Here is a 24,933-nt window from a genome sequence, read left to right as displayed (position 1 = left end):
TTAAATTTTTGTCTCACAGTGTTGAGGCTATTCAAACTTAGGAGAAAGGAATGGAAGCCTACCATACGCTGTGCTTTCTAGCTGCGGGTGCAGCGCTCATCGCATTAATCAACAGTAAAATTGGCAAAATGCAGACCACCATTGCAATTACGGCTGGCGCTATGCTGTTGTCATTAGCCATTATTATCGCAGGTCAAGCGGGGTGGTTTAAGCTGTCCCATGTGGCCATTGAAACCATTGCGTCAATTAACTTTGAAGACTTTTTGCTTAAAGGAATCCTAGGGTTTCTGTTATTCGCAGGTGGACTTGGCATTAAGTTAGATCACCTAAAAGACCAAAAGTGGGAAATCACTGCGCTAGCGTTAGGGGCAACTCTATTCTCTACCTTCTTCATTGGTTTTGTTCTATTTGGTCTCTGTACTTTAATCGGCTTTAATTTAGACCTGATTTATTGCTTATTATTTGGTGCGTTAATATCGCCAACCGACCCCATTGCTGTATTGGCCATTGTTAAGAAACTTAATGCTCCTGCACGTATTTCCACGCAAATAGAAGGCGAGTCTCTCTTCAATGACGGCTTTGGTTTAGTTATCTTCGTAACCCTATTGACGATTGCCTTTGGCACAGAAGCTCCAACCGTTGGCTCGGTCTCTGCATTATTTTTGCAAGAGGCCATTGGAGGCATTGCCTACGGTTTTGTTTTAGGTGTTATTTTTCACTGGTTAATATGCACAACCGAAGATCATTCAATGGAGATGCTGTTAACCATTCTGATACCATCAACAGGCTATGCTATCGCAGAACTACTTGAAGTATCAGGGCCACTATCAATGGTGGTATCTGGCATCATTATTGGTAACTGGACACGAAAAACTGGATTTTCAGAATCTGGATTTAAAAATTTGGACCATTTCTGGGAATTGATTGATGAATTCCTCAATGCCATATTGTTCCTGCTTATCGGCATGTCGATGTTACTTTTCGAATTCCATCACGAAGATTGGATCATGATGGTAATAGCGGTGCCACTAGTACTCCTATCTCGCTACCTCAGTATTAGAATTAGCTATATTGGCTTCAAGCGATTTAGGTACTACAACCCTATGTCAGTGAAAATACTCACTTGGGGTGGGCTCAGAGGTGGTCTTGCGTTAGCCATGGCTCTATCAATACCTGCAGGTATCATGGTGATCCCTGAAAAGAATATCGATGTAAAAGAGATCATTATGGTCATGACTTATTCTGTAGTGATGTTCTCTATCTTAGTTCAAGGGATGACTATTACTCCTATGATAGAAAAAGCAAAACAGCTAGAACCCTCAGCTGAAACAGAACAAGAGTAATACCAATCACAGTAAGTAAGTGATCATAAATAGAGCAGGAAAACAGAAAAGGCATGCCAATGGCATGCCTTTCTTTAGCTCTAAAGAATGATAAGCTACTCATCTTTAGTAAAGTTAGCTTCGGAGAATTTATCCAAATCGTATGGCGTTTGTTGATAAACGCAGTAGTTGAGCCAATTACTAAATAATAGATGCCCATGGCTACGCCAAGTCGCCCTAGGCGCATTATCAGGGTTGTTATCAGGATAATAGTTAACAGGAATAGCCGGTTCCATTCCTTCCGCTAAATCTCGCACGTACTCAGTATGCAGAGTCTTTGACTCATACTCAGGGTGACCAGTAACAAATACATTGCGCTTGTCTTTGGTGGAGGCCAGATAAACACCAGCAGTATCAGAGGTTGCTAAGATATCGAGATCAGTATACTCAGATAAATACTCTGGAGAAAAGTCTGCATAGCGGGAATGAGGCGCTAAGAAAGAATCATCAAACCCACGAAGTATAGGATGGTGCTGATCCTGAGTGAAGTGCTCATAGACACCCGATAACTTTTCTTTACGAGTACGCTTAGGCAAGTCATAAAGTAGTTTTAAACCAGCTTGAGCTGCCCAACAAACGTAAAGCGTAGAAGTCACATGCTCTTTTGCCCAGTTCATTATGGACTGTAAGTGTTCCCAATAGATGACATCTTCAAACTGAACTAAACCAAGTGGCGCACCAGTGATGATCAGTCCGTCAAAATTACGCCCTTTAACACCTTCAAACTGGCGATAGAACGTATCTAAATGCTCGGTAGGTGTGTTTTTGCTTGGTCTGTTATCAATGCGAAGCAATTCGACATCGACTTGTAATGGACTGTTAGAAAGCAAACGTAGAAACTGAGTCTCAGTCTCAATCTTCTTGGGCATTAGGTTGAGCAGTAGGACTCTTAGAGGACGAATCTCTTGCGATGAGGCACGAGATTCAGACATAACGAAAATCTTCTCTCCTCTTAGTACATCTGTCGCAGGTAATTGATCAGGGACTCGAATCGGCACAACTTTTCTCCTTTAAACATCTAGACGTCCATACGTATCTAATTCAGATTACTGCATTCACTCCTTGATGTCGAGACTGATATCGTAAACCAATATTCAATCGCGAGACCATTGGAACTCTGTTGTCTCCCCTAGTCGTTCGAAATACTCGGGATGTAGTTGTTTGAACTGATCTTTTTTTAATTCAGCAACATTCCACGGCGCAAAGTCTATCTTCATTACGTGATTATTAAGTTCGATAGTCACACGTTCTAACGAACGTTCAATCGATAGATATCTAAGCTCAGTAGATTTAGTGCACTTTAACGTAATTGTTCTTTCTATATCATCATTAAGTGCCAATCGAGCTTCAACATCACTATCACACGAGGTAAACGCTGTCAGTTGTAACACCATGTTGTTATCCATGGTGGTATAAGCAGAAACTTCTAGAGAGTGCAGAGGATACAATTTGCGTAGCAACAGCTGATGCGTATCTTTAGTGCGAGCTATCTGCACACCACTATCTAATAATGGAAACCCTAACCATTGCCAGTCATAACCTCGATCCTTATATATCAGCAGCCCGTACAGGCTTGCCAGAGCACTAATTAGCACCATAGAAATCAAGCAACTCATAAGTATCAATAGTTTTTTCATTAACTGAGATTGTTGTGGGTATTAATATAAAGGTATCACTGATATGGCATAAAAGCAGGAAAGAGAAGTTAGGTTAGGAATATACAAGTGTAATGAAATAATCAGTGACAGAGGGATTAGAATCGTTACCGACAAGAAAACGTAATGCCAATCACAGTAAGTAAGTGATTAGAAATAGCGCAGGAAAAACGCTGGATAGCAAAGCAGGATTTTTGATAAGTAGTTGTTCTACAGTTAAAAATACTAACGCCGTTATCGGAGTATTTTAACAAGCTAGGATGAGAAATTATTTACTACGATTGGTATAATTTCTTACAAACGAAAAAAAGCCTTAGCATTTCTGCTAAGGCTTCTTATTAGTGGCGGAGTGGACGGGACTCGAACCCGCGACCCCCGGCGTGACAGGCCGGTATTCTAACCAACTGAACTACCACTCCGCACCAATTTGTTATTGTCTTGAAGTCTTACTCGCGTTGCTTCAATACAATCTAATTTAAAGCCTGGCGATGTCCTACTCTCACATGGGGAAACCCCACACTACCATCGGCGCTATTATGTTTCACTTCTGAGTTCGGCATGGAATCAGGTGGGTCCACAATGCTATGGTCGCCAAGCAAATTTTAAAATTCGGAAAGCTAATATCTAAAAGTTCTTAATACACATTCAAAGTTCTTACTTCGAGTCCACAAAACCCCTTGGGTGTTGTATGGTTAAGCCTCACGGGCAATTAGTACAGGTTAGCTCAATGCCTCGCAGCACTTACACACCCTGCCTATCAACGTTCTAGTCTTGAACAACCCTTTAGGACACTTAAAGTGCCAGGGAAGACTCATCTCAGGGCTCGCTTCCCGCTTAGATGCTTTCAGCGGTTATCGATTCCGAACTTAGCTACCGGGCAATGCCATTGGCATGACAACCCGAACACCAGAGGTTCGTCCACTCCGGTCCTCTCGTACTAGGAGCAGCCCCCTTCAATCTTCCAACGCCCACGGCAGATAGGGACCGAACTGTCTCACGACGTTCTAAACCCAGCTCGCGTACCACTTTAAATGGCGAACAGCCATACCCTTGGGACCGACTTCAGCCCCAGGATGTGATGAGCCGACATCGAGGTGCCAAACACCGCCGTCGATATGAACTCTTGGGCGGTATCAGCCTGTTATCCCCGGAGTACCTTTTATCCGTTGAGCGATGGCCCTTCCATTCAGAACCACCGGATCACTATGACCTGCTTTCGCACCTGCTCGAATTGTCATTCTCGCAGTCAAGCGGGCTTATGCCATTGCACTAACCACACGATGTCCAACCGTGTTTAGCCCACCTTCGTGCTCCTCCGTTACTCTTTGGGAGGAGACCGCCCCAGTCAAACTACCCACCAGGCACTGTCCGCAATCCCGATAAGGGACCAACGTTAGAACATCAAGCATACAAGGGTGGTATTTCAAGGACGGCTCCAACGATACTAGCGTACCGTCTTCAAAGCCTCCCACCTATCCTACACATGTAGGGTCAATGTTCAGTGCCAAGCTGTAGTAAAGGTTCACGGGGTCTTTCCGTCTAGCCGCGGGTACACTGCATCTTCACAGCGATTTCAATTTCACTGAGTCTCGGGTGGAGACAGCGTGGCCATCATTACGCCATTCGTGCAGGTCGGAACTTACCCGACAAGGAATTTCGCTACCTTAGGACCGTTATAGTTACGGCCGCCGTTTACCGGGGCTTCGATCAAGAGCTTCGACCGAAGTCTAACCCCATCAATTAACCTTCCGGCACCGGGCAGGCGTCACACCGTATACGTCATCTTACGATTTTGCACAGTGCTGTGTTTTTAATAAACAGTTGCAGCCACCTGGTATCTGCGACTCCTAGTAGCTCCATCCGCAAGGGACTTCACCGCCAAGAGCGTACCTTCTCCCGAAGTTACGGTACCATTTTGCCTAGTTCCTTCACCCGAGTTCTCTCAAGCGCCTTGGTATTCTCTACCCGACCACCTGTGTCGGTTTGGGGTACGATTTCTTATAATCTGAAGCTTAGAGGCTTTTCCTGGAAGCATGGCATCAATGACTTCACTGCACGTAGCAGCTCGACATCGTATCTCAGCGTTAAGAAAGTCCGGATTTACCTAAACTTTCCGCCTACATACTTGAACCTGGACAACCATCGCCAGGCCCACCTAGCCTTCTCCGTCCCCCCATCGCAATTATAAGAAGTACGGGAATATTAACCCGTTTCCCATCGACTACGCCTTTCGGCCTCGCCTTAGGGGTCGACTTACCCTGCCCCGATTAACGTTGGACAGGAACCCTTGGTCTTCCGGCGAGGGAGTTTTTCACTCCCTTTATCGTTACTCATGTCAGCATTCGCACTTCTGATACGTCCAGCAGCCCTTACAGACCACCTTCAACCGCTTACAGAACGCTCCCCTACCCCGCATACAAAAGTATGCAGCCGCAGCTTCGGTGTATAGCTTAGCCCCGTTACATCTTCCGCGCAGGCCGACTCGACCAGTGAGCTATTACGCTTTCTTTAAATGATGGCTGCTTCTAAGCCAACATCCTGGCTGTCTGAGCCTTCCCACATCGTTTCCCACTTAGCTATACTTTGGGACCTTAGCTGGCGGTCTGGGTTGTTTCCCTCTCCACGACGGACGTTAGCACCCGCCGTGTGTCTCCCGGATAGTACTCAATGGTATTCGGAGTTTGCAAAGGGTTGGTAAGTCGGGATGACCCCCTAGCCTTAACAGTGCTCTACCCCCATTGGTATTCGTCCGAGGCGCTACCTAAATAGCTTTCGGGGAGAACCAGCTATCTCCAGGTTTGATTGGCCTTTCACCCCTAGCCACAAGTCATCCGCTAATTTTTCAACATTAGTCGGTTCGGTCCTCCAGTTGATGTTACTCAACCTTCAACCTGCCCATGGCTAGATCACCTGGTTTCGGGTCTAATTCTAGCAACTCGACGCCCAGTTAAGACTCGGTTTCCCTACGGCTCCCCTATACGGTTAACCTTGCTACTAAAATTAAGTCGCTGACCCATTATACAAAAGGTACGCAGTCACGCTTCGAGGCGCTCCTACTGCTTGTACGTACACGGTTTCAGGTTCTATTTCACTCCCCTCACAGGGGTTCTTTTCGCCTTTCCCTCACGGTACTGGTTCACTATCGGTCAGTCAGTAGTATTTAGCCTTGGAGGATGGTCCCCCCATGTTCAAACAGGATATCACGTGTCCCGCCTTACTCGTTTTCACTTAAAATGCGTTGTCGGTTACGGGGCTATCACCCTATACTGCGAGACTTTCCAGACTCTTCACCTGACGCATTAAAAGCTTAAGGGCTAATCCAATTTCGCTCGCCGCTACTTTCGGAATCTCGGTTGATTTCTCTTCCTCCGGGTACTTAGATGTTTCAGTTCCCCGGGTTTGCCTCGTTATGCTATGTATTCACATAACGATACGTGCTTATGCACGTGGGTTTCCCCATTCAGAAATCCCAGACTCAAATGGTTATTACTACCTAATCTGGGCTTATCGCAAGTTATTACGTCTTTCATCGCCTCTGACTGCCAAGGCATCCACCGTGTACGCTTAGTCACTTAACCATACAACCCCAAAGGGTCTTGCTTAACGCAATACGCTTGCTACAGCGTAGTATGACGTTTCCAAGGTGCGTTATCTCTTTATTATGAGCGAGATAACATTCGATTTTGCCGGACTCAAATTTGAATGCACTCTGGCAAGAGTACATTCCCAAGAACACTTGAATGTGTGTTGGTACCTACATCATAAAGACATAGGATTTGAGAACTTTTAAATTTGAACAACAATGAAATCACATTGTTGTTCGTCAGCTTTCCAAATTGTTAAAGAGCGAGATTCAAACAAATGAACCATTTTTAAACACACTAACTTCTTTATTTCTAGAAGAAATATGCTTAAAGATGGTGGGCGATACCGGGCTCGAACCAGTGACCCCCTCCTTGTAAGGGAGGTGCTCTCCCAACTGAGCTAATCGCCCACATTGTTTTGCTGTTATTCACAGCTTCCTCTGTGGGGAGGAAATGGTGGGTCGTGCAGGATTCGAACCTGCGACCAATTGATTAAAAGTCAACTGCTCTACCAGCTGAGCTAACGACCCAATGGTATCCCGTAGGGGAGTCGAACCCCTGTTACCGCCGTGAAAGGGCGGTGTCCTAGGCCTCTAGACGAACGGGACACTAGATTTATCTTCACTCCGAAGAGTAAACATAAACTGTCGAAGCACCTTGGGAGGTGCTTCAAATCTCTTTACTTTCTAAACCATATCAATCTGTGTGGACACTCATCGTGAGTAATCATCGTATAAGGAGGTGATCCAGCCCCAGGTTCCCCTAGGGCTACCTTGTTACGACTTCACCCCAGTCATGAACCACAAAGTGGTGAGCGTCCTCCCGAAGGTTAAACTACCCACTTCTTTTGCAGCCCACTCCCATGGTGTGACGGGCGGTGTGTACAAGGCCCGGGAACGTATTCACCGTGACATTCTGATTCACGATTACTAGCGATTCCGACTTCATGGAGTCGAGTTGCAGACTCCAATCCGGACTACGACGCACTTTTTGGGATTCGCTCACCATCGCTGGTTGGCCGCCCTCTGTATGCGCCATTGTAGCACGTGTGTAGCCCTACTCGTAAGGGCCATGATGACTTGACGTCGTCCCCACCTTCCTCCGGTTTATCACCGGCAGTCTCCCTGGAGTTCCCACCATTACGTGCTGGCAAACAAGGATAAGGGTTGCGCTCGTTGCGGGACTTAACCCAACATTTCACAACACGAGCTGACGACAGCCATGCAGCACCTGTCTCAGAGTTCCCGAAGGCACCAATCCATCTCTGGAAAGTTCTCTGGATGTCAAGAGTAGGTAAGGTTCTTCGCGTTGCATCGAATTAAACCACATGCTCCACCGCTTGTGCGGGCCCCCGTCAATTCATTTGAGTTTTAATCTTGCGACCGTACTCCCCAGGCGGTCTACTTAACGCGTTAGCTCCGAAAGCCACGGCTCAAGGCCACAACCTCCAAGTAGACATCGTTTACGGCGTGGACTACCAGGGTATCTAATCCTGTTTGCTCCCCACGCTTTCGCATCTGAGTGTCAGTATCTGTCCAGGGGGCCGCCTTCGCCACTGGTATTCCTTCAGATCTCTACGCATTTCACCGCTACACCTGAAATTCTACCCCCCTCTACAGTACTCTAGCCTGCCAGTTTCAAATGCGGTTCCGAGGTTGAGCCCCGGGCTTTCACATCTGACTTAACAAACCACCTGCATGCGCTTTACGCCCAGTAATTCCGATTAACGCTCGCACCCTCCGTATTACCGCGGCTGCTGGCACGGAGTTAGCCGGTGCTTCTTCTGTCGCTAACGTCAAACACATAAGCTATTAACTTATATATCTTCCTCACGACTGAAAGTACTTTACAACCCGAAGGCCTTCTTCATACACGCGGCATGGCTGCATCAGGCTTTCGCCCATTGTGCAATATTCCCCACTGCTGCCTCCCGTAGGAGTCTGGACCGTGTCTCAGTTCCAGTGTGGCTGATCATCCTCTCAGACCAGCTAGGGATCGTCGCCTTGGTGAGCCATTACCTCACCAACTAGCTAATCCCACCTGGGCATATCCTGAAGCGAGAGGCCCGAAGGTCCCCCTCTTTGGTCCGTAGACGTTATGCGGTATTAGCTATCGTTTCCAATAGTTATCCCCCACATCAGGGCAATTTCCCAGGCATTACTCACCCGTCCGCCGCTCGACGCCCAACAAATCACCCGAAGGGTCAATGTTGTCGTTTCCGCTCGACTTGCATGTGTTAGGCCTGCCGCCAGCGTTCAATCTGAGCCATGATCAAACTCTTCAATTAAAGTTTTTTTGGTCTTTCGACCGGCTCAATGAATACTGACTTCAAAACTGTTCCTTACTCGAAAGTAAGAAGTAATTTTAAAGCTATTATCGTTCCAACAGAACGATAATGAATTGACTGTGCCAATGATTAAAAATCATTGTATTGGTCACTCAGTTCATTGATAAATCTTTTCGATTATCATCAACGAGTGCCCACACAGATTGATAGGTTTAAATTGTTAAAGAGCGTGCTTTAAGTGCCTTAACACTTAAGCAGGTCGCATATATTACGCGACTGACTGTTAAAGTCAACATAAAACTCTAAATAAATTAGAATCTTATGGTGACTCGCTTCAATAGAAGCAAGTCTAAAATTAAAGCCTGGCGATGTCCTACTCTCACATGGGGAAACCCCACACTACCATCGGCGCTATTATGTTTCACTTCTGAGTTCGGCATGGAATCAGGTGGGTCCACAATGCTATGGTCGCCAAGCAAATTTTAAAATTCGGAAAGCTATTATCTAAAAGTTCTTAATACACATTCAAAGTTCTTACTTCGAGTCCACAAAACCCCTTGGGTGTTGTATGGTTAAGCCTCACGGGCAATTAGTACAGGTTAGCTCAATGCCTCGCAGCACTTACACACCCTGCCTATCAACGTTCTAGTCTTGAACAACCCTTTAGGACACTTAAAGTGCCAGGGAAGACTCATCTCAGGGCTCGCTTCCCGCTTAGATGCTTTCAGCGGTTATCGATTCCGAACTTAGCTACCGGGCAATGCCATTGGCATGACAACCCGAACACCAGAGGTTCGTCCACTCCGGTCCTCTCGTACTAGGAGCAGCCCCCTTCAATCTTCCAACGCCCACGGCAGATAGGGACCGAACTGTCTCACGACGTTCTAAACCCAGCTCGCGTACCACTTTAAATGGCGAACAGCCATACCCTTGGGACCGACTTCAGCCCCAGGATGTGATGAGCCGACATCGAGGTGCCAAACACCGCCGTCGATATGAACTCTTGGGCGGTATCAGCCTGTTATCCCCGGAGTACCTTTTATCCGTTGAGCGATGGCCCTTCCATTCAGAACCACCGGATCACTATGACCTGCTTTCGCACCTGCTCGAATTGTCATTCTCGCAGTCAAGCGGGCTTATGCCATTGCACTAACCACACGATGTCCAACCGTGTTTAGCCCACCTTCGTGCTCCTCCGTTACTCTTTGGGAGGAGACCGCCCCAGTCAAACTACCCACCAGGCACTGTCCGCAATCCCGATAAGGGACCAACGTTAGAACATCAAGCATACAAGGGTGGTATTTCAAGGACGGCTCCAACGATACTAGCGTACCGTCTTCAAAGCCTCCCACCTATCCTACACATGTAGGGTCAATGTTCAGTGCCAAGCTGTAGTAAAGGTTCACGGGGTCTTTCCGTCTAGCCGCGGGTACACTGCATCTTCACAGCGATTTCAATTTCACTGAGTCTCGGGTGGAGACAGCGTGGCCATCATTACGCCATTCGTGCAGGTCGGAACTTACCCGACAAGGAATTTCGCTACCTTAGGACCGTTATAGTTACGGCCGCCGTTTACCGGGGCTTCGATCAAGAGCTTCGACCGAAGTCTAACCCCATCAATTAACCTTCCGGCACCGGGCAGGCGTCACACCGTATACGTCATCTTACGATTTTGCACAGTGCTGTGTTTTTAATAAACAGTTGCAGCCACCTGGTATCTGCGACTCCTAGTAGCTCCATCCGCAAGGGACTTCACCGCCAAGAGCGTACCTTCTCCCGAAGTTACGGTACCATTTTGCCTAGTTCCTTCACCCGAGTTCTCTCAAGCGCCTTGGTATTCTCTACCCGACCACCTGTGTCGGTTTGGGGTACGATTTCTTATAATCTGAAGCTTAGAGGCTTTTCCTGGAAGCATGGCATCAATGACTTCACTGCACGTAGCAGCTCGACATCGTATCTCAGCGTTAAGAAAGTCCGGATTTACCTAAACTTTCCGCCTACATACTTGAACCTGGACAACCATCGCCAGGCCCACCTAGCCTTCTCCGTCCCCCCATCGCAATTATAAGAAGTACGGGAATATTAACCCGTTTCCCATCGACTACGCCTTTCGGCCTCGCCTTAGGGGTCGACTTACCCTGCCCCGATTAACGTTGGACAGGAACCCTTGGTCTTCCGGCGAGGGAGTTTTTCACTCCCTTTATCGTTACTCATGTCAGCATTCGCACTTCTGATACGTCCAGCAGCCCTTACAGACCACCTTCAACCGCTTACAGAACGCTCCCCTACCCCGCATACAAAAGTATGCAGCCGCAGCTTCGGTGTATAGCTTAGCCCCGTTACATCTTCCGCGCAGGCCGACTCGACCAGTGAGCTATTACGCTTTCTTTAAATGATGGCTGCTTCTAAGCCAACATCCTGGCTGTCTGAGCCTTCCCACATCGTTTCCCACTTAGCTATACTTTGGGACCTTAGCTGGCGGTCTGGGTTGTTTCCCTCTCCACGACGGACGTTAGCACCCGCCGTGTGTCTCCCGGATAGTACTCAATGGTATTCGGAGTTTGCAAAGGGTTGGTAAGTCGGGATGACCCCCTAGCCTTAACAGTGCTCTACCCCCATTGGTATTCGTCCGAGGCGCTACCTAAATAGCTTTCGGGGAGAACCAGCTATCTCCAGGTTTGATTGGCCTTTCACCCCTAGCCACAAGTCATCCGCTAATTTTTCAACATTAGTCGGTTCGGTCCTCCAGTTGATGTTACTCAACCTTCAACCTGCCCATGGCTAGATCACCTGGTTTCGGGTCTAATTCTAGCAACTCGACGCCCAGTTAAGACTCGGTTTCCCTACGGCTCCCCTATACGGTTAACCTTGCTACTAAAATTAAGTCGCTGACCCATTATACAAAAGGTACGCAGTCACGCTTCGAGGCGCTCCTACTGCTTGTACGTACACGGTTTCAGGTTCTATTTCACTCCCCTCACAGGGGTTCTTTTCGCCTTTCCCTCACGGTACTGGTTCACTATCGGTCAGTCAGTAGTATTTAGCCTTGGAGGATGGTCCCCCCATGTTCAAACAGGATATCACGTGTCCCGCCTTACTCGTTTTCACTTAAAATGCGTTGTCGGTTACGGGGCTATCACCCTATACTGCGAGACTTTCCAGACTCTTCACCTGACGCATTAAAAGCTTAAGGGCTAATCCAATTTCGCTCGCCGCTACTTTCGGAATCTCGGTTGATTTCTCTTCCTCCGGGTACTTAGATGTTTCAGTTCCCCGGGTTTGCCTCGTTATGCTATGTATTCACATAACGATACGTGCTTATGCACGTGGGTTTCCCCATTCAGAAATCCCAGACTCAAATGGTTATTACTACCTAATCTGGGCTTATCGCAAGTTATTACGTCTTTCATCGCCTCTGACTGCCAAGGCATCCACCGTGTACGCTTAGTCACTTAACCATACAACCCCAAAGGGTCTTGCTTAACGCAATACGTTTGCTACAACGTAGTATGACGTTTCCAAGGTGCGTTATCTCTTTATTATGAGCGAGATAACATTCGATTTTGCCGGACTCAAATTTGAATGCACTCTGGCAAGAGTACATTCCCAAGAACACTTGAATGTGTGTTGGTACCTACATCATAAAGACATAGGATTTGAGAACTTTTAAATTTGATAAATAATGAAATCACATTATTTATCGTCAGCTTTCCAAATTGTTAAAGAGCATGAATTTCTTACGAAACCATTTTTAAGAGTACTTAAGCAAATACGCTTAAAGATGGTGGAGCTATGCGGGATCGAACCGCAGACCTCCTGCGTGCAAGGCAGGCGCTCTCCCAGCTGAGCTATAGCCCCATCTTGGTATTTTTTCTTAAACAAGGCAGATTGTGAGGCCGTGTACATCAGTACACAACGAAGAATCTAACGCAGTATAAGGAAAAATTGGTGGGTCTGAGTGGACTTGAACCACCGACCTCCCGCTTATCAGGCGAGCGCTCTAACCAGCTGAGCTACAGACCCAATTTTTCACAAAACAGTACAAGTACCATTTCGCAAAATACTCTCTTTACTTTCTAAACCGTATCAATCTGTGTGGACACTCATCGTGAGTAATCATCGTATAAGGAGGTGATCCAGCCCCAGGTTCCCCTAGGGCTACCTTGTTACGACTTCACCCCAGTCATGAACCACAAAGTGGTGAGCGTCCTCCCGAAGGTTAAACTACCCACTTCTTTTGCAGCCCACTCCCATGGTGTGACGGGCGGTGTGTACAAGGCCCGGGAACGTATTCACCGTGACATTCTGATTCACGATTACTAGCGATTCCGACTTCATGGAGTCGAGTTGCAGACTCCAATCCGGACTACGACGCACTTTTTGGGATTCGCTCACCATCGCTGGTTGGCCGCCCTCTGTATGCGCCATTGTAGCACGTGTGTAGCCCTACTCGTAAGGGCCATGATGACTTGACGTCGTCCCCACCTTCCTCCGGTTTATCACCGGCAGTCTCCCTGGAGTTCCCACCATTACGTGCTGGCAAACAAGGATAAGGGTTGCGCTCGTTGCGGGACTTAACCCAACATTTCACAACACGAGCTGACGACAGCCATGCAGCACCTGTCTCAGAGTTCCCGAAGGCACCAATCCATCTCTGGAAAGTTCTCTGGATGTCAAGAGTAGGTAAGGTTCTTCGCGTTGCATCGAATTAAACCACATGCTCCACCGCTTGTGCGGGCCCCCGTCAATTCATTTGAGTTTTAATCTTGCGACCGTACTCCCCAGGCGGTCTACTTAACGCGTTAGCTCCGAAAGCCACGGCTCAAGGCCACAACCTCCAAGTAGACATCGTTTACGGCGTGGACTACCAGGGTATCTAATCCTGTTTGCTCCCCACGCTTTCGCATCTGAGTGTCAGTATCTGTCCAGGGGGCCGCCTTCGCCACTGGTATTCCTTCAGATCTCTACGCATTTCACCGCTACACCTGAAATTCTACCCCCCTCTACAGTACTCTAGCCTGCCAGTTTCAAATGCGGTTCCGAGGTTGAGCCCCGGGCTTTCACATCTGACTTAACAAACCACCTGCATGCGCTTTACGCCCAGTAATTCCGATTAACGCTCGCACCCTCCGTATTACCGCGGCTGCTGGCACGGAGTTAGCCGGTGCTTCTTCTGTCGCTAACGTCAAACACATAAGCTATTAACTTATATATCTTCCTCACGACTGAAAGTACTTTACAACCCGAAGGCCTTCTTCATACACGCGGCATGGCTGCATCAGGCTTTCGCCCATTGTGCAATATTCCCCACTGCTGCCTCCCGTAGGAGTCTGGACCGTGTCTCAGTTCCAGTGTGGCTGATCATCCTCTCAGACCAGCTAGGGATCGTCGCCTTGGTGAGCCATTACCTCACCAACTAGCTAATCCCACCTGGGCATATCCTGAAGCGAGAGGCCCGAAGGTCCCCCTCTTTGGTCCGTAGACGTTATGCGGTATTAGCTATCGTTTCCAATAGTTATCCCCCACATCAGGGCAATTTCCCAGGCATTACTCACCCGTCCGCCGCTCGACGCCCAATAAATCACCCGAAGGGTCAATATTGTCGTTTCCGCTCGACTTGCATGTGTTAGGCCTGCCGCCAGCGTTCAATCTGAGCCATGATCAAACTCTTCAATTAAAGTTTTTTTGGTCTTTCGACCGGCTCAATGAATACTGACTTCAAAACTGTTCCTTACTCGAAAGTAAGAAGTAATTTTAAAGCTATTATCGTTCCAACAGAACGATAATGAATTGACTGTGCCAATGATTAAAAATCATTGTATTGGTCACTCAGTTCATTGATAAATCTTTTCGATTATCATCAACGAGTGCCCACACAGATTGATAGGTTTAAATTGTTAAAGAGCGTGCTTTAAGTGCCTTAACACTTAAGCAGGTCGCATATATTACGCGACTGACTGTTAAAGTCAACATAAAACTCTAAATAAATTAGAATCTTATGGTGACTCGCTTCAATAGAAGCAAGTCTAAAATTAAAGCCTGGCGATGTCCTACTCTCACATGGGGAAACCCCACACTACCATCGGCGCTATTATGTTTCACTTCTGAGTTCGGCATGGAATCAGGTGGGTCCACAATGCTATGGTCGCCAAGCAAATTTTAAAATTCGGAAAGCTATTATCTAAAAGTTCTTAATACACATTCAAAGTTCTTACTTCGAGTCCACAAAACCCCTTGGGTGTTGTATGGTTAAGCCTCACGGGCAATTAGTACAGGTTAGCTCAATGCCTCGCAGCACTTACACACCCTGCCTATCAACGTTCTAGTCTTGAACAACCCTTTAGGACACTTAAAGTGCCAGGGAAGACTCATCTCAGGGCTCGCTTCCCGCTTAGATGCTTTCAGCGGTTATCGATTCCGAACTTAGCTACCGGGCAATGCCATTGGCATGACAACCCGAACACCAGAGGTTCGTCCACTCCGGTCCTCTCGTACTAGGAGCAGCCCCCTTCAATCTTCCAACGCCCACGGCAGATAGGGACCGAACTGTCTCACGACGTTCTAAACCCAGCTCGCGTACCACTTTAAATGGCGAACAGCCATACCCTTGGGACCGACTTCAGCCCCAGGATGTGATGAGCCGACATCGAGGTGCCAAACACCGCCGTCGATATGAACTCTTGGGCGGTATCAGCCTGTTATCCCCGGAGTACCTTTTATCCGTTGAGCGATGGCCCTTCCATTCAGAACCACCGGATCACTATGACCTGCTTTCGCACCTGCTCGAATTGTCATTCTCGCAGTCAAGCGGGCTTATGCCATTGCACTAACCACACGATGTCCAACCGTGTTTAGCCCACCTTCGTGCTCCTCCGTTACTCTTTGGGAGGAGACCGCCCCAGTCAAACTACCCACCAGGCACTGTCCGCAATCCCGATAAGGGACCAACGTTAGAACATCAAGCATACAAGGGTGGTATTTCAAGGACGGCTCCAACGATACTAGCGTACCGTCTTCAAAGCCTCCCACCTATCCTACACATGTAGGGTCAATGTTCAGTGCCAAGCTGTAGTAAAGGTTCACGGGGTCTTTCCGTCTAGCCGCGGGTACACTGCATCTTCACAGCGATTTCAATTTCACTGAGTCTCGGGTGGAGACAGCGTGGCCATCATTACGCCATTCGTGCAGGTCGGAACTTACCCGACAAGGAATTTCGCTACCTTAGGACCGTTATAGTTACGGCCGCCGTTTACCGGGGCTTCGATCAAGAGCTTCGACCGAAGTCTAACCCCATCAATTAACCTTCCGGCACCGGGCAGGCGTCACACCGTATACGTCATCTTACGATTTTGCACAGTGCTGTGTTTTTAATAAACAGTTGCAGCCACCTGGTATCTGCGACTCCTAGTAGCTCCATCCGCAAGGGACTTCACCGCCAAGAGCGTACCTTCTCCCGAAGTTACGGTACCATTTTGCCTAGTTCCTTCACCCGAGTTCTCTCAAGCGCCTTGGTATTCTCTACCCGACCACCTGTGTCGGTTTGGGGTACGATTTCTTATAATCTGAAGCTTAGAGGCTTTTCCTGGAAGCATGGCATCAATGACTTCACTGCACGTAGCAGCTCGACATCGTATCTCAGCGTTAAGAAAGTCCGGATTTACCTAAACTTTCCGCCTACATACTTGAACCTGGACAACCATCGCCAGGCCCACCTAGCCTTCTCCGTCCCCCCATCGCAATTATAAGAAGTACGGGAATATTAACCCGTTTCCCATCGACTACGCCTTTCGGCCTCGCCTTAGGGGTCGACTTACCCTGCCCCGATTAACGTTGGACAGGAACCCTTGGTCTTCCGGCGAGGGAGTTTTTCACTCCCTTTATCGTTACTCATGTCAGCATTCGCACTTCTGATACGTCCAGCAGCCCTTACAGACCACCTTCAACCGCTTACAGAACGCTCCCCTACCCCGCATACAAAAGTATGCAGCCGCAGCTTCGGTGTATAGCTTAGCCCCGTTACATCTTCCGCGCAGGCCGACTCGACCAGTGAGCTATTACGCTTTCTTTAAATGATGGCTGCTTCTAAGCCAACATCCTGGCTGTCTGAGCCTTCCCACATCGTTTCCCACTTAGCTATACTTTGGGACCTTAGCTGGCGGTCTGGGTTGTTTCCCTCTCCACGACGGACGTTAGCACCCGCCGTGTGTCTCCCGGATAGTACTCAATGGTATTCGGAGTTTGCAAAGGGTTGGTAAGTCGGGATGACCCCCTAGCCTTAACAGTGCTCTACCCCCATTGGTATTCGTCCGAGGCGCTACCTAAATAGCTTTCGGGGAGAACCAGCTATCTCCAGGTTTGATTGGCCTTTCACCCCTAGCCACAAGTCATCCGCTAATTTTTCAACATTAGTCGGTTCGGTCCTCCAGTTGATGTTACTCAACCTTCAACCTGCCCATGGCTAGATCACCTGGTTTCGGGTCTAATTCTAGCAACTCGACGCCCAGTTAAGACTCGGTTTCCCTACGGCTCCCCTATACGGTTAACCTTGCTACTAAAATTAAGTCGCTGACCCATTATACAAAAGGTACGCAGTCACGCTTCGAGGCGCTCCTACTGCTTGTACGTACACGGTTTCAGGTTCTATTTCACTCCCCTCACAGGGGTTCTTTTCGCCTTTCCCTCACGGTACTGGTTCACTATCGGTCAGTCAGTAGTATTTAGCCTTGGAGGATGGTCCCCCCATGTTCAAACAGGATATCACGTGTCCCGCCTTACTCGTTTTCACTTAAAATGCGTTGTCGGTTACGGGGCTATCACCCTATACTGCGAGACTTTCCAGACTCTTCACCTGACGCATTAAAAGCTTAAGGGCTAATCCAATTTCGCTCGCCGCTACTTTCGGAATCTCGGTTGATTTCTCTTCCTCCGGGTACTTAGATGTTTCAGTTCCCCGGGTTTGCCTCGTTATGCTATGTATTCACATAACGATACGTGCTTATGCACGTGGGTTTCCCCATTCAGAAATCCCAGACTCAAATGGTTATTACTACCTAATCTGGGCTTATCGCAAGTTATTACGTCTTTCATCGCCTCTGACTGCCAAGGCATCCACCGTGTACGCTTAGTCACTTAACCATACAACCCCAAAGGGTCTTGCTTAACGCAATACGCTTGCTACAGCGTAGTATGACGTTTCCAAGGTGCGTTATCTCTTTATTATGAGCGAGATAACATTCGATTTTGCCGGACTCAAATTTGAATGCACTCTGGCAAGAGTACATTCCCAAGAACACTTGAATGTGTGTTGGTACCTACATCATAAAGACATAGGATTTGAGAACTTTTAAATTTGATAAATAATGAAATCACATTATTTATCGTCAGCTTTCCAAATTGTTAAAGAGCATAAAGCAAAAAGCTTTAATCAATAACCGAAGTCATTAATTAAAGCTCTATTACTTTAACTAAATTAAACCATCAATCTGTGTGGACACTCATCGTGAGTAATCATCGTATAAGGAGGTGATCCAGCCCCAGGTTCCCCTAGGGCTACCTTGTTACGACTTCACCCCAGTCATGAACCACAAAGTGGTGAGCGTCCTCCCGAAGGTTAAACTACCCACTTCTTTTGCAGCCCACTCCCATGGTGTGACGGGCGGTGTGTACAAGGCCCGGGAACGTATTCACCGTGACATTCTGATTCACGATTACTAGCGATTCCGACTTCATGGAGTCGAGTTGCAGACTCCAATCCGGACTACGACGCACTTTTTGGGATTCGCTCACCATCGCTGGTTGGCTGCCCTCTGTATGCGCCATTGTAGCACGTGTGTAGCCCTACTCGTAAGGGCCATGATGACTTGACGTCGTCCCCACCTTCCTCCGGTTTATCACCGGCAGTCTCCCTGGAGTTCCCACCATTACGTGCTGGCAAACAAGGATAAGGGTTGCGCTCGTTGCGGGACTTAACCCAACATTTCACAACACGAGCTGACGACAGCCATGCAGCACCTGTCTCAGAGTTCCCGAAGGCACCAATCCATCTCTGGAAAGTTCTCTGGATGTCAAGAGTAGGTAAGGTTCTTCGCGTTGCATCGAATTAAACCACATGCTCCACCGCTTGTGCGGGCCCCCGTCAATTCATTTGAGTTTTAATCTTGCGACCGTACTCCCCAGGCGGTCTACTTAACGCGTTAGCTCCGAAAGCCACGGCTCAAGGCCACAACCTCCAAGTAGACATCGTTTACGGCGTGGACTACCAGGGTATCTAATCCTGTTTGCTCCCCACGCTTTCGCATCTGAGTGTCAGTATCTGTCCAGGGGGCCGCCTTCGCCACTGGTATTCCTTCAGATCTCTACGCATTTCACCGCTACACCTGAAATTCTACCCCCCTCTACAGTACTCTAGCCTGCCAGTTTCAAATGCGGTTCCGAGGTTGAGCCCCGGGCTTTCACATCTGACTTAACAAACCACCTGCATGCGCTTTACGCCCAGTAATTCCGATTAACGCTCGCACCCTCCGTATTACCGCGGCTGCTGGCACGGAGTTAGCCGGTGCTTCTTCTGTCGCTAACGTCAAACACATAAGCTATTAACTTATATATCTTCCTCACGACTGAAAGTACTTTACAACCCGAAGGCCTTCTTCATACACGCGGCATGGCTGCATCAGGCTTTCGCCCATTGTGCAATATTCCCCACTGCTGCCTCCCGTAGGAGTCTGGACCGTGTCTCAGTTCCAGTGTGGCTGATCATCCTCTCAGACCAGCTAGGGATCGTCGCCTTGGTGAGCCATTACCTCACCAACTAGCTAATCCCACCTGGGCATATCCTGAAGCGAGAGGCCCGAAGGTCCCCCTCTTTGGTCCGTAGACGTTATGCGGTATTAGCTATCGTTTCCAATAGTTATCCCCCACATCAGGGCAATTTCCCAGGCATTACTCACCCGTCCGCCGCTCGACGCCCAACAAATCACCCGAAGGGTCAATGTTGTCGTTTCCGCTCGACTTGCATGTGTTAGGCCTGCCGCCAGCGTTCAATCTGAGCCATGATCAAACTCTTCAATTAAAGTTTTTTGGTCTTTCGACCGGCTCAATGAATACTGACTTCAAAACTGTTCCTTACTCGAAAGTAAGAAGTAATTTTAAAGCTATTATCGTTCCAACAGAACGATAATGAATTGACTGTGCCAATGATTAAAAATCATTGTATTGGTCACTCAGTTCATTGATAAATCTTTTCGATTATCATCAACGAGTGCCCACACAGATTGATAGGTTTAAATTGTTAAAGAGCGTGCTTTTCGATGATTCCTTTTGTGAGGAACCTCTCAAAGCGGACGGCCATTCTAGCGATTTGAACCTCAGTGTCAAACACTTTTTTGAATTTATTTTCGAATCGAACTTAAACTCAAATGGTTCGGCTAGTTAGCCTACTGAACTACTGCGAAGCGTTGTGCGCTCTGCCGTGTCAGTGAGGCGCATTATAGAGATGCTCGTCACATTGGCAAGGCTTTTTTTCAATAAATTTAATAAAAAAGGCTTTTCGCTCGTTTTTTGAGTGAAACGCTTATTTATCTATTTTTACCCCCTTGTTAGGTACAGGTTATCCACAGACTTATTCTTATTTCACTGATTTCGCATTCCACAAACAATAAAAAAGAAACCGCCTAAGCGGTTTCTTTTTCTTTATGAGCAGCAACAAAAGGAGGAATGTCTAAAAAATTAAATTCCCGAACCGTCTTGCTCTGCATTATCTTCGTGTAACCCACATTCTCTTTTAAGACCAAAGAATCGTGTATCTTCTTCTTTCATGCCTTGTTCAAACTTAGTAGTGGTATGAATGTCACCAATTGACAGATAACCCTGCTCTTTAAGTGGGTGCTGAGGCAAAGCATGTTCCTCTATATAGCTATCTACTTGTGCAGCGCTCCAATCTACTATTGGAAGAAACTTGAATACACCATGTTGAATTGAGAGAACCGGTAACCCCTGTCTAGAATCAGACTGACTTCTTCTCAAGCCTGAAAACCATGTCCCAGCATTGAGCTCAGATAAAGCTCTACGCATCGGCTCCACTTTATTCAGTTGGTTATATTGAGTAATACCTTCTACGCCCTTTTCCCACAATTGGCCAAAGCGCGATTCTTGCCAAGCTGGACTTAAAGAGCTTCGGTATATCTTGAGATTGAGCCCCAGAAGTAGCGTTAACTCATCTATGAACTGATAGGTTTCAGGAAATAAGTAACCAGTATCCGTTAGTATCACCGGAATACTAGGTGCTTGTCTTGTTACTAGGTGCAACATAACCGCGGCTTGAGCACCGAAACTTGATGACAGAACTAGGCTTTGTTGCAAATTCTCTAGCGCCCATGCAATTCTTTGCTCGGTTGTCATATCCTCTAACTCAGCATTGAGTTTAGCCAACTCTAGACTCTGCTCTACCTTATTGAGTTTGACTATCTCTTTCAGGTTTGGTTTTTGAGTAAGTTCAAGCATGAAAATCCCTCTTAGATACTAAGACTTCTTTTACGATGCCATCTCTAATGACAAAGTCCCCAAATGCTTCTTCTGGTAAACGCTCATTCGACCAACGAGCCACCAGCGAATCGATATCTTGTAATATTTGGCCTGAACTAATGTTCTCTTTATATATATTAGGAACACGAGTACCCGCTTTATTGCCACCAAGGTATAAATTGTATTTATCCGGCGCTTTACCTACTAAACCAATTTCAGCTAGCATCGCTCGACCACAACCATTAGGGCACCCGGTTACCCGCAATATAATGCTTTCATCTTTACTAAGTCCGTGTTTTTCCAGTACCCCTTCAACATCAGTAACGAACTGAGGAAGGAATCGCTCTGCTTCTGCCATTGCTAATGGGCAAGTAGGAAATGCAACACAAGCCATGGAATCTTTTCGTTGCTGGGACGTAGCAGGATCTAGTAGCCCACTTTCAAAAGCTATCTTTTCAATCTGTTCTTTGTCTTTCGCATCTACGCCGGCCACTATCAGGTTTTGATTTGCAGTCATACGCAAATCCCCTTTATGAATTTTGGCAATGTTAGCCACACCGCTCTTCAAAGGTTTACCTGGGTAATCAAGTAATCTTCCATTTTCAATAAACAAAGTTAGGTGGTGCTTTCCATCAATACCTTCTAGCCAACCGAACTTATCACCCCTATTAGTTAACTGATAAGGCTGTATAGGTTCAAAACTCACAGCGGCACGCTTTTCGACTTCTTGTTTGAATACCTCTATACCTATTCGGTCTAATGTATATTTGGTCTTCGCATTTTTTCTGTTTGAGCGATTACCCCAGTCACGCTGCGTAGATACTACCGCAGCGGCAACATCTAGCGTTTTATCTAGTGGGATATAACCAAATTCATCCGCTTTTCTTGGATAGGTCGACGTATCACCATGTGTCATCGCCAAACCACCACCAACAAGGACATTAAAACCGACCAGTTTTCCGTCTTTGGCAATCGCTACAAAGTTGAGATCATTGGCATGTAAATCAACATCATTATCCGGCGGCACTACTACTGTTGTTTTAAACTTACGAGGCAAATAATTACTGCCTAGAATTGGCTCTTCATCTGTAGATTCAAGCTTTTCACCATCTAACCATATCTCTGCATAAGCTCTAGTTTTAGGGAGTAGGTGCTCACTTATCTTGGTTGCCCATTCATAGGCTTGCTGATGCAGTTCTGTTTCAACTGGGTTACTGGAGCATAGAACATTACGGTTTACATCCCCAGCCGTAGCGATTGAGTCAATTCCAATAGCATTTAGCGTTTGGTGCATCAGCTTAACATTTGGTTTTAACACTCCATGAAATTGAAAGGTTTGACGAGTCGTAAGACGAATACTGCCATACATAGTACTTTCGGTAGCAAACTTATCGATGGCTAACCATTGCTTCGGGGTAATTACCCCCCCAGGCATACGCGCTCTTAACATTACATTGTGTAGCGGTTCTAGTTTTTGCTTAGCTCGCTCGTTTCTATAGTCTCTATCATCTTGTTGATACATCCCATGAAAACGAATCAGCTGGAAGTTATCTGCATCGAACCCACCCGTAATCTCATTATCGAGGTCGTTGGTAATGGTACCGCGCAAAAAGTTACTTTCTCGTTTAAGTCTTTCATTGTCAGAAAGTGGGCCTAGTTCTTCACCCAATACAACTTGCTTTTCCATTAGTACACGTCCCTTTGATATCTTTTCTGTTTACGGAGGTCTTTTAACCACTCTTCTGCGCTTTCTGGGTTTAGCCCACCTTCTTGTTGGGCGATTTCCAATAATGTTGACTGCACATCTTTGGCCATTCGTTCAGCATCTCCACAAATATAGAGATAGGCTCCGTCTTGTAGCCATTGCCAAACCTGCTGAGCATTCTGCTTAAGTTTGTCTTGAACGTAGACCTTATTTGCTCCGTCTCTACTAAAAGCCACATCTAAACGACTCAATAAGCCATCTTTGAGATAACGCTGGAATTCAAGCTGATATAAAAAGTCTTGAGTAAAGGTACGATCACCAAAGAACAACCAGTTTTTGCCTTCCGCTTCTCTGGCATCACGCTCTTGCAAGAAGCTTCTAAACGGAGCAATACCTGTTCCTGGACCAATCATGATCACTGGAGTGTTGTCATCGGTGGGTAGTTTGAAATTGTTGTTATGTTCAATGAACACTTTAACGTCTTCACCTTCTTCAAGTGCGTGAGATAAGAAACCTGAAGCACCACCGACTCTTTGGCCCTTATTGGTTTCGTACTCGACAACACCTACAGTTAAATGAACCTCTTCATCCACTTCTGCTTGTGAAGATGAGATGGAATATAGGCGAGGAGTTAGGCGTCGTAGCATTGCTAATAGCTCTGTGGCACTTAGCTTTGTTCTCTTCTCAGCTAACACGTCCATCACTTGTGTGCGGGCAGCATATTCTCGTAGCTTGCTTTTATCTTCTGTAAGTTTGAGGAGTCTCTTACTCCCCGACGTCTCTGCATATTGAGAAACAAATTGAGGATTAGAGGCAGTGACTTCAAAATGTTCTACGAGAGCCTGCTTTATAGATAGTGCTTCACCACCGACCTCCACTTGCTCGTCTTTATCAATAGAAACGAGTGCTAAGATAGAGTCCACCAGCTGTAGGTCGTTTTTGTACCAAACACCTAGTGCATCGCCAGGTTGGTATGTAATGCCCGATTTTTCCAAATCAATTTCGATGTGTCTGACATCTTTTGTAGAGTCTCGACCGGTAATTTTTTGATTGGTAAGCAAAGTAGCGGTATAAGGGTTTTGCTTAGTGTATTGAGATTGGCTTGCAGCCAAAGGCAATTGAACTACTGCACTTTCTGCTCCTGCTGAGTTATCTTTGAACAACTCAGCAACTTTACTTAGTGCTTGTGATTGCCACGCAGCGACAGGAGACTCGTAATCCACATCACAATCAATTCTATCGAGAAAGGCTGTCGCTCCGAGTTTGTTTAATGCAGTATCAAAATCTTTACCCGTTTGGCAAAAGAATTCATAGCTAGAATCCCCCAGCCCCACAACGGCATATTGCAACTTATCTAGCTTTGGCGCTTTCTTGGAGCTGAGGTAATCATAAAATTCAATCGCATTGTCTGGAACTTCACCCTCACCATTGGTAGAAGCCACAATTACGATATGCGTTTCATTTTTTAAGTTCTTTAGTTTGTAATCTGCTGCATCGTATAGTTTGGCTTGATATCCCTCCTCTACAACCTTGGCATGCAATTGCTTAGCGACACCTTTGGCATTACCTGTTTGCGAAGCAAAGATGATCGAAAGCTGAGAGGCTGTCGCTACAGCAGGTGCAGTATCTGGAACCGAAGCTAAAGAGTGGTTTTGGCTGATGCCATAGAAATAGCCACTAACCCAAGCCAACTGTTGTGGCGATAATTCGGCGGCGGCCTGTTTTAGTTGATTGGCTTGGTTATCACTCAACGGAGTAGCAAAGCCAGAAAGTTCCTTAAGCAACATGGTCACGTTATCCC

6 protein-coding genes, 6 tRNA genes and 9 rRNA genes are annotated in these 24,933 nt (G+C 46.9%); 1 reads left to right on the top strand and 20 read right to left on the bottom strand.

The genetic code is table 11. The features are described 5' to 3' along the window. The first annotated feature begins 50 nt into the window (after positions 1-50). Positions 51-1,343, top strand: coding sequence for a cation:proton antiporter (locus tag OCU48_RS01360; RefSeq protein WP_141346898.1), 1,293 nt, complete (start codon positions 51-53; stop codon positions 1,341-1,343). Between the two features lie 95 nt (positions 1,344-1,438). On the opposite strand, the gene metA is transcribed toward OCU48_RS01360, so the two are convergent. The 20 genes from metA to OCU48_RS01260 form a co-directional block, all read right to left on the bottom strand. Beyond that, positions 1,439-2,380, bottom strand: coding sequence for a homoserine O-acetyltransferase MetA (gene metA, locus OCU48_RS01355; protein ID WP_141346897.1), 942 nt, complete (start codon positions 2,378-2,380; stop codon positions 1,439-1,441). Positions 2,381-2,476: 96 nt separating this feature from the next. After that, a complete protein-coding gene (locus OCU48_RS01350; RefSeq protein WP_244312374.1) occupies positions 2,477-2,998 on the bottom strand; it encodes a hypothetical protein in 522 nt (173 codons plus the stop codon). 381 nt (positions 2,999-3,379) lie between these two features. Beyond that, a tRNA-Asp gene (locus tag OCU48_RS01345) sits at positions 3,380-3,456 on the bottom strand. A gap of 61 nt (positions 3,457-3,517) precedes the next feature. Further along, positions 3,518-3,633, bottom strand: a 5S ribosomal RNA gene (gene rrf, locus OCU48_RS01340). A gap of 92 nt (positions 3,634-3,725) precedes the next feature. After that, a 23S ribosomal RNA gene (locus tag OCU48_RS01335) occupies positions 3,726-6,615 on the bottom strand. A gap of 340 nt (positions 6,616-6,955) precedes the next feature. Beyond that, positions 6,956-7,031 (bottom strand) — tRNA-Val (locus OCU48_RS01330). A 44-nt stretch (positions 7,032-7,075) separates the two neighbouring features. Continuing rightward, positions 7,076-7,151, bottom strand: a tRNA-Lys gene (locus OCU48_RS01325). Positions 7,152-7,153: 2 nt separating this feature from the next. After that, positions 7,154-7,229 (bottom strand) — tRNA-Glu (locus tag OCU48_RS01320). A 126-nt stretch (positions 7,230-7,355) separates the two neighbouring features. Then, a 16S ribosomal RNA gene (locus tag OCU48_RS01315) occupies positions 7,356-8,908 on the bottom strand. Between the two features lie 360 nt (positions 8,909-9,268). Next, a 5S ribosomal RNA gene (gene rrf, locus OCU48_RS01310) occupies positions 9,269-9,384 on the bottom strand. Between the two features lie 92 nt (positions 9,385-9,476). Next, a 23S ribosomal RNA gene (locus tag OCU48_RS01305) occupies positions 9,477-12,366 on the bottom strand. Between the two features lie 324 nt (positions 12,367-12,690). Then, positions 12,691-12,766, bottom strand: a tRNA-Ala gene (locus tag OCU48_RS01300). An 88-nt stretch (positions 12,767-12,854) separates the two neighbouring features. Further along, positions 12,855-12,931, bottom strand: a tRNA-Ile gene (locus OCU48_RS01295). A 101-nt stretch (positions 12,932-13,032) separates the two neighbouring features. Continuing rightward, positions 13,033-14,585 (bottom strand): 16S ribosomal RNA (locus OCU48_RS01290). Between the two features lie 360 nt (positions 14,586-14,945). Beyond that, a 5S ribosomal RNA gene (gene rrf, locus OCU48_RS01285) occupies positions 14,946-15,061 on the bottom strand. 92 nt (positions 15,062-15,153) lie between these two features. Further along, positions 15,154-18,043 (bottom strand): 23S ribosomal RNA (locus tag OCU48_RS01280). A 380-nt stretch (positions 18,044-18,423) separates the two neighbouring features. Beyond that, positions 18,424-19,976 (bottom strand): 16S ribosomal RNA (locus OCU48_RS01275). Together the 16S, 23S and 5S rRNA genes with 6 tRNA genes alongside form the textbook arrangement of a ribosomal RNA operon. Positions 19,977-20,632: 656 nt before the next feature. Next, the gene (locus OCU48_RS01270) at positions 20,633-21,406 is read right to left on the bottom strand and encodes a phosphoadenylyl-sulfate reductase (RefSeq protein WP_141347275.1); all 774 of its coding nucleotides are present in this window, start codon (positions 21,404-21,406) and stop codon (positions 20,633-20,635) included. Then, positions 21,399-23,114, bottom strand: coding sequence for an assimilatory sulfite reductase (NADPH) hemoprotein subunit (cysI, locus tag OCU48_RS01265; protein WP_141347274.1), 1,716 nt, complete (start codon positions 23,112-23,114; stop codon positions 21,399-21,401). The genes OCU48_RS01270 and cysI overlap by 8 nt, the downstream gene beginning before the upstream one ends. Next, on the bottom strand, positions 23,114-24,919 hold the full coding sequence (locus OCU48_RS01260; RefSeq protein WP_141347273.1) for an assimilatory sulfite reductase (NADPH) flavoprotein subunit: 1,806 nt from the start codon (positions 24,917-24,919) through the stop codon (positions 23,114-23,116). Before OCU48_RS01260 ends, cysI begins: the two co-directional genes overlap by 1 nt. Positions 24,920-24,933: the final 14 nt, after the last annotated feature.

The organism is Vibrio inusitatus (assembly GCA_024346935.1).
GTDB lineage: Bacteria > Pseudomonadota > Gammaproteobacteria > Enterobacterales > Vibrionaceae > Vibrio > Vibrio inusitatus.
This window is presented reverse-complemented; position numbering and strand designations above follow the sequence as displayed.

Excerpts from the sequence above, each read along its gene's own strand:
- OCU48_RS01260 (WP_141347273.1), bottom strand. The coding sequence starts at position 24,919 with ATGTTGCTTAAGGAACTTTCTGGCTTTGCTACTCCGTTGAGTGATAAC.
- cysI (WP_141347274.1), bottom strand. The coding sequence starts at position 23,114 with ATGGAAAAGCAAGTTGTATTGGGTGAAGAACTAGGCCCACTTTCTGAC.
- OCU48_RS01360 (WP_141346898.1), top strand. The coding sequence starts at position 51 with ATGGAAGCCTACCATACGCTGTGCTTTCTAGCTGCGGGTGCAGCGCTC.
- OCU48_RS01270 (WP_141347275.1), bottom strand. The coding sequence starts at position 21,406 with ATGCTTGAACTTACTCAAAAACCAAACCTGAAAGAGATAGTCAAACTC.
- OCU48_RS01350 (WP_244312374.1), bottom strand. The coding sequence starts at position 2,998 with ATGAGTTGCTTGATTTCTATGGTGCTAATTAGTGCTCTGGCAAGCCTG.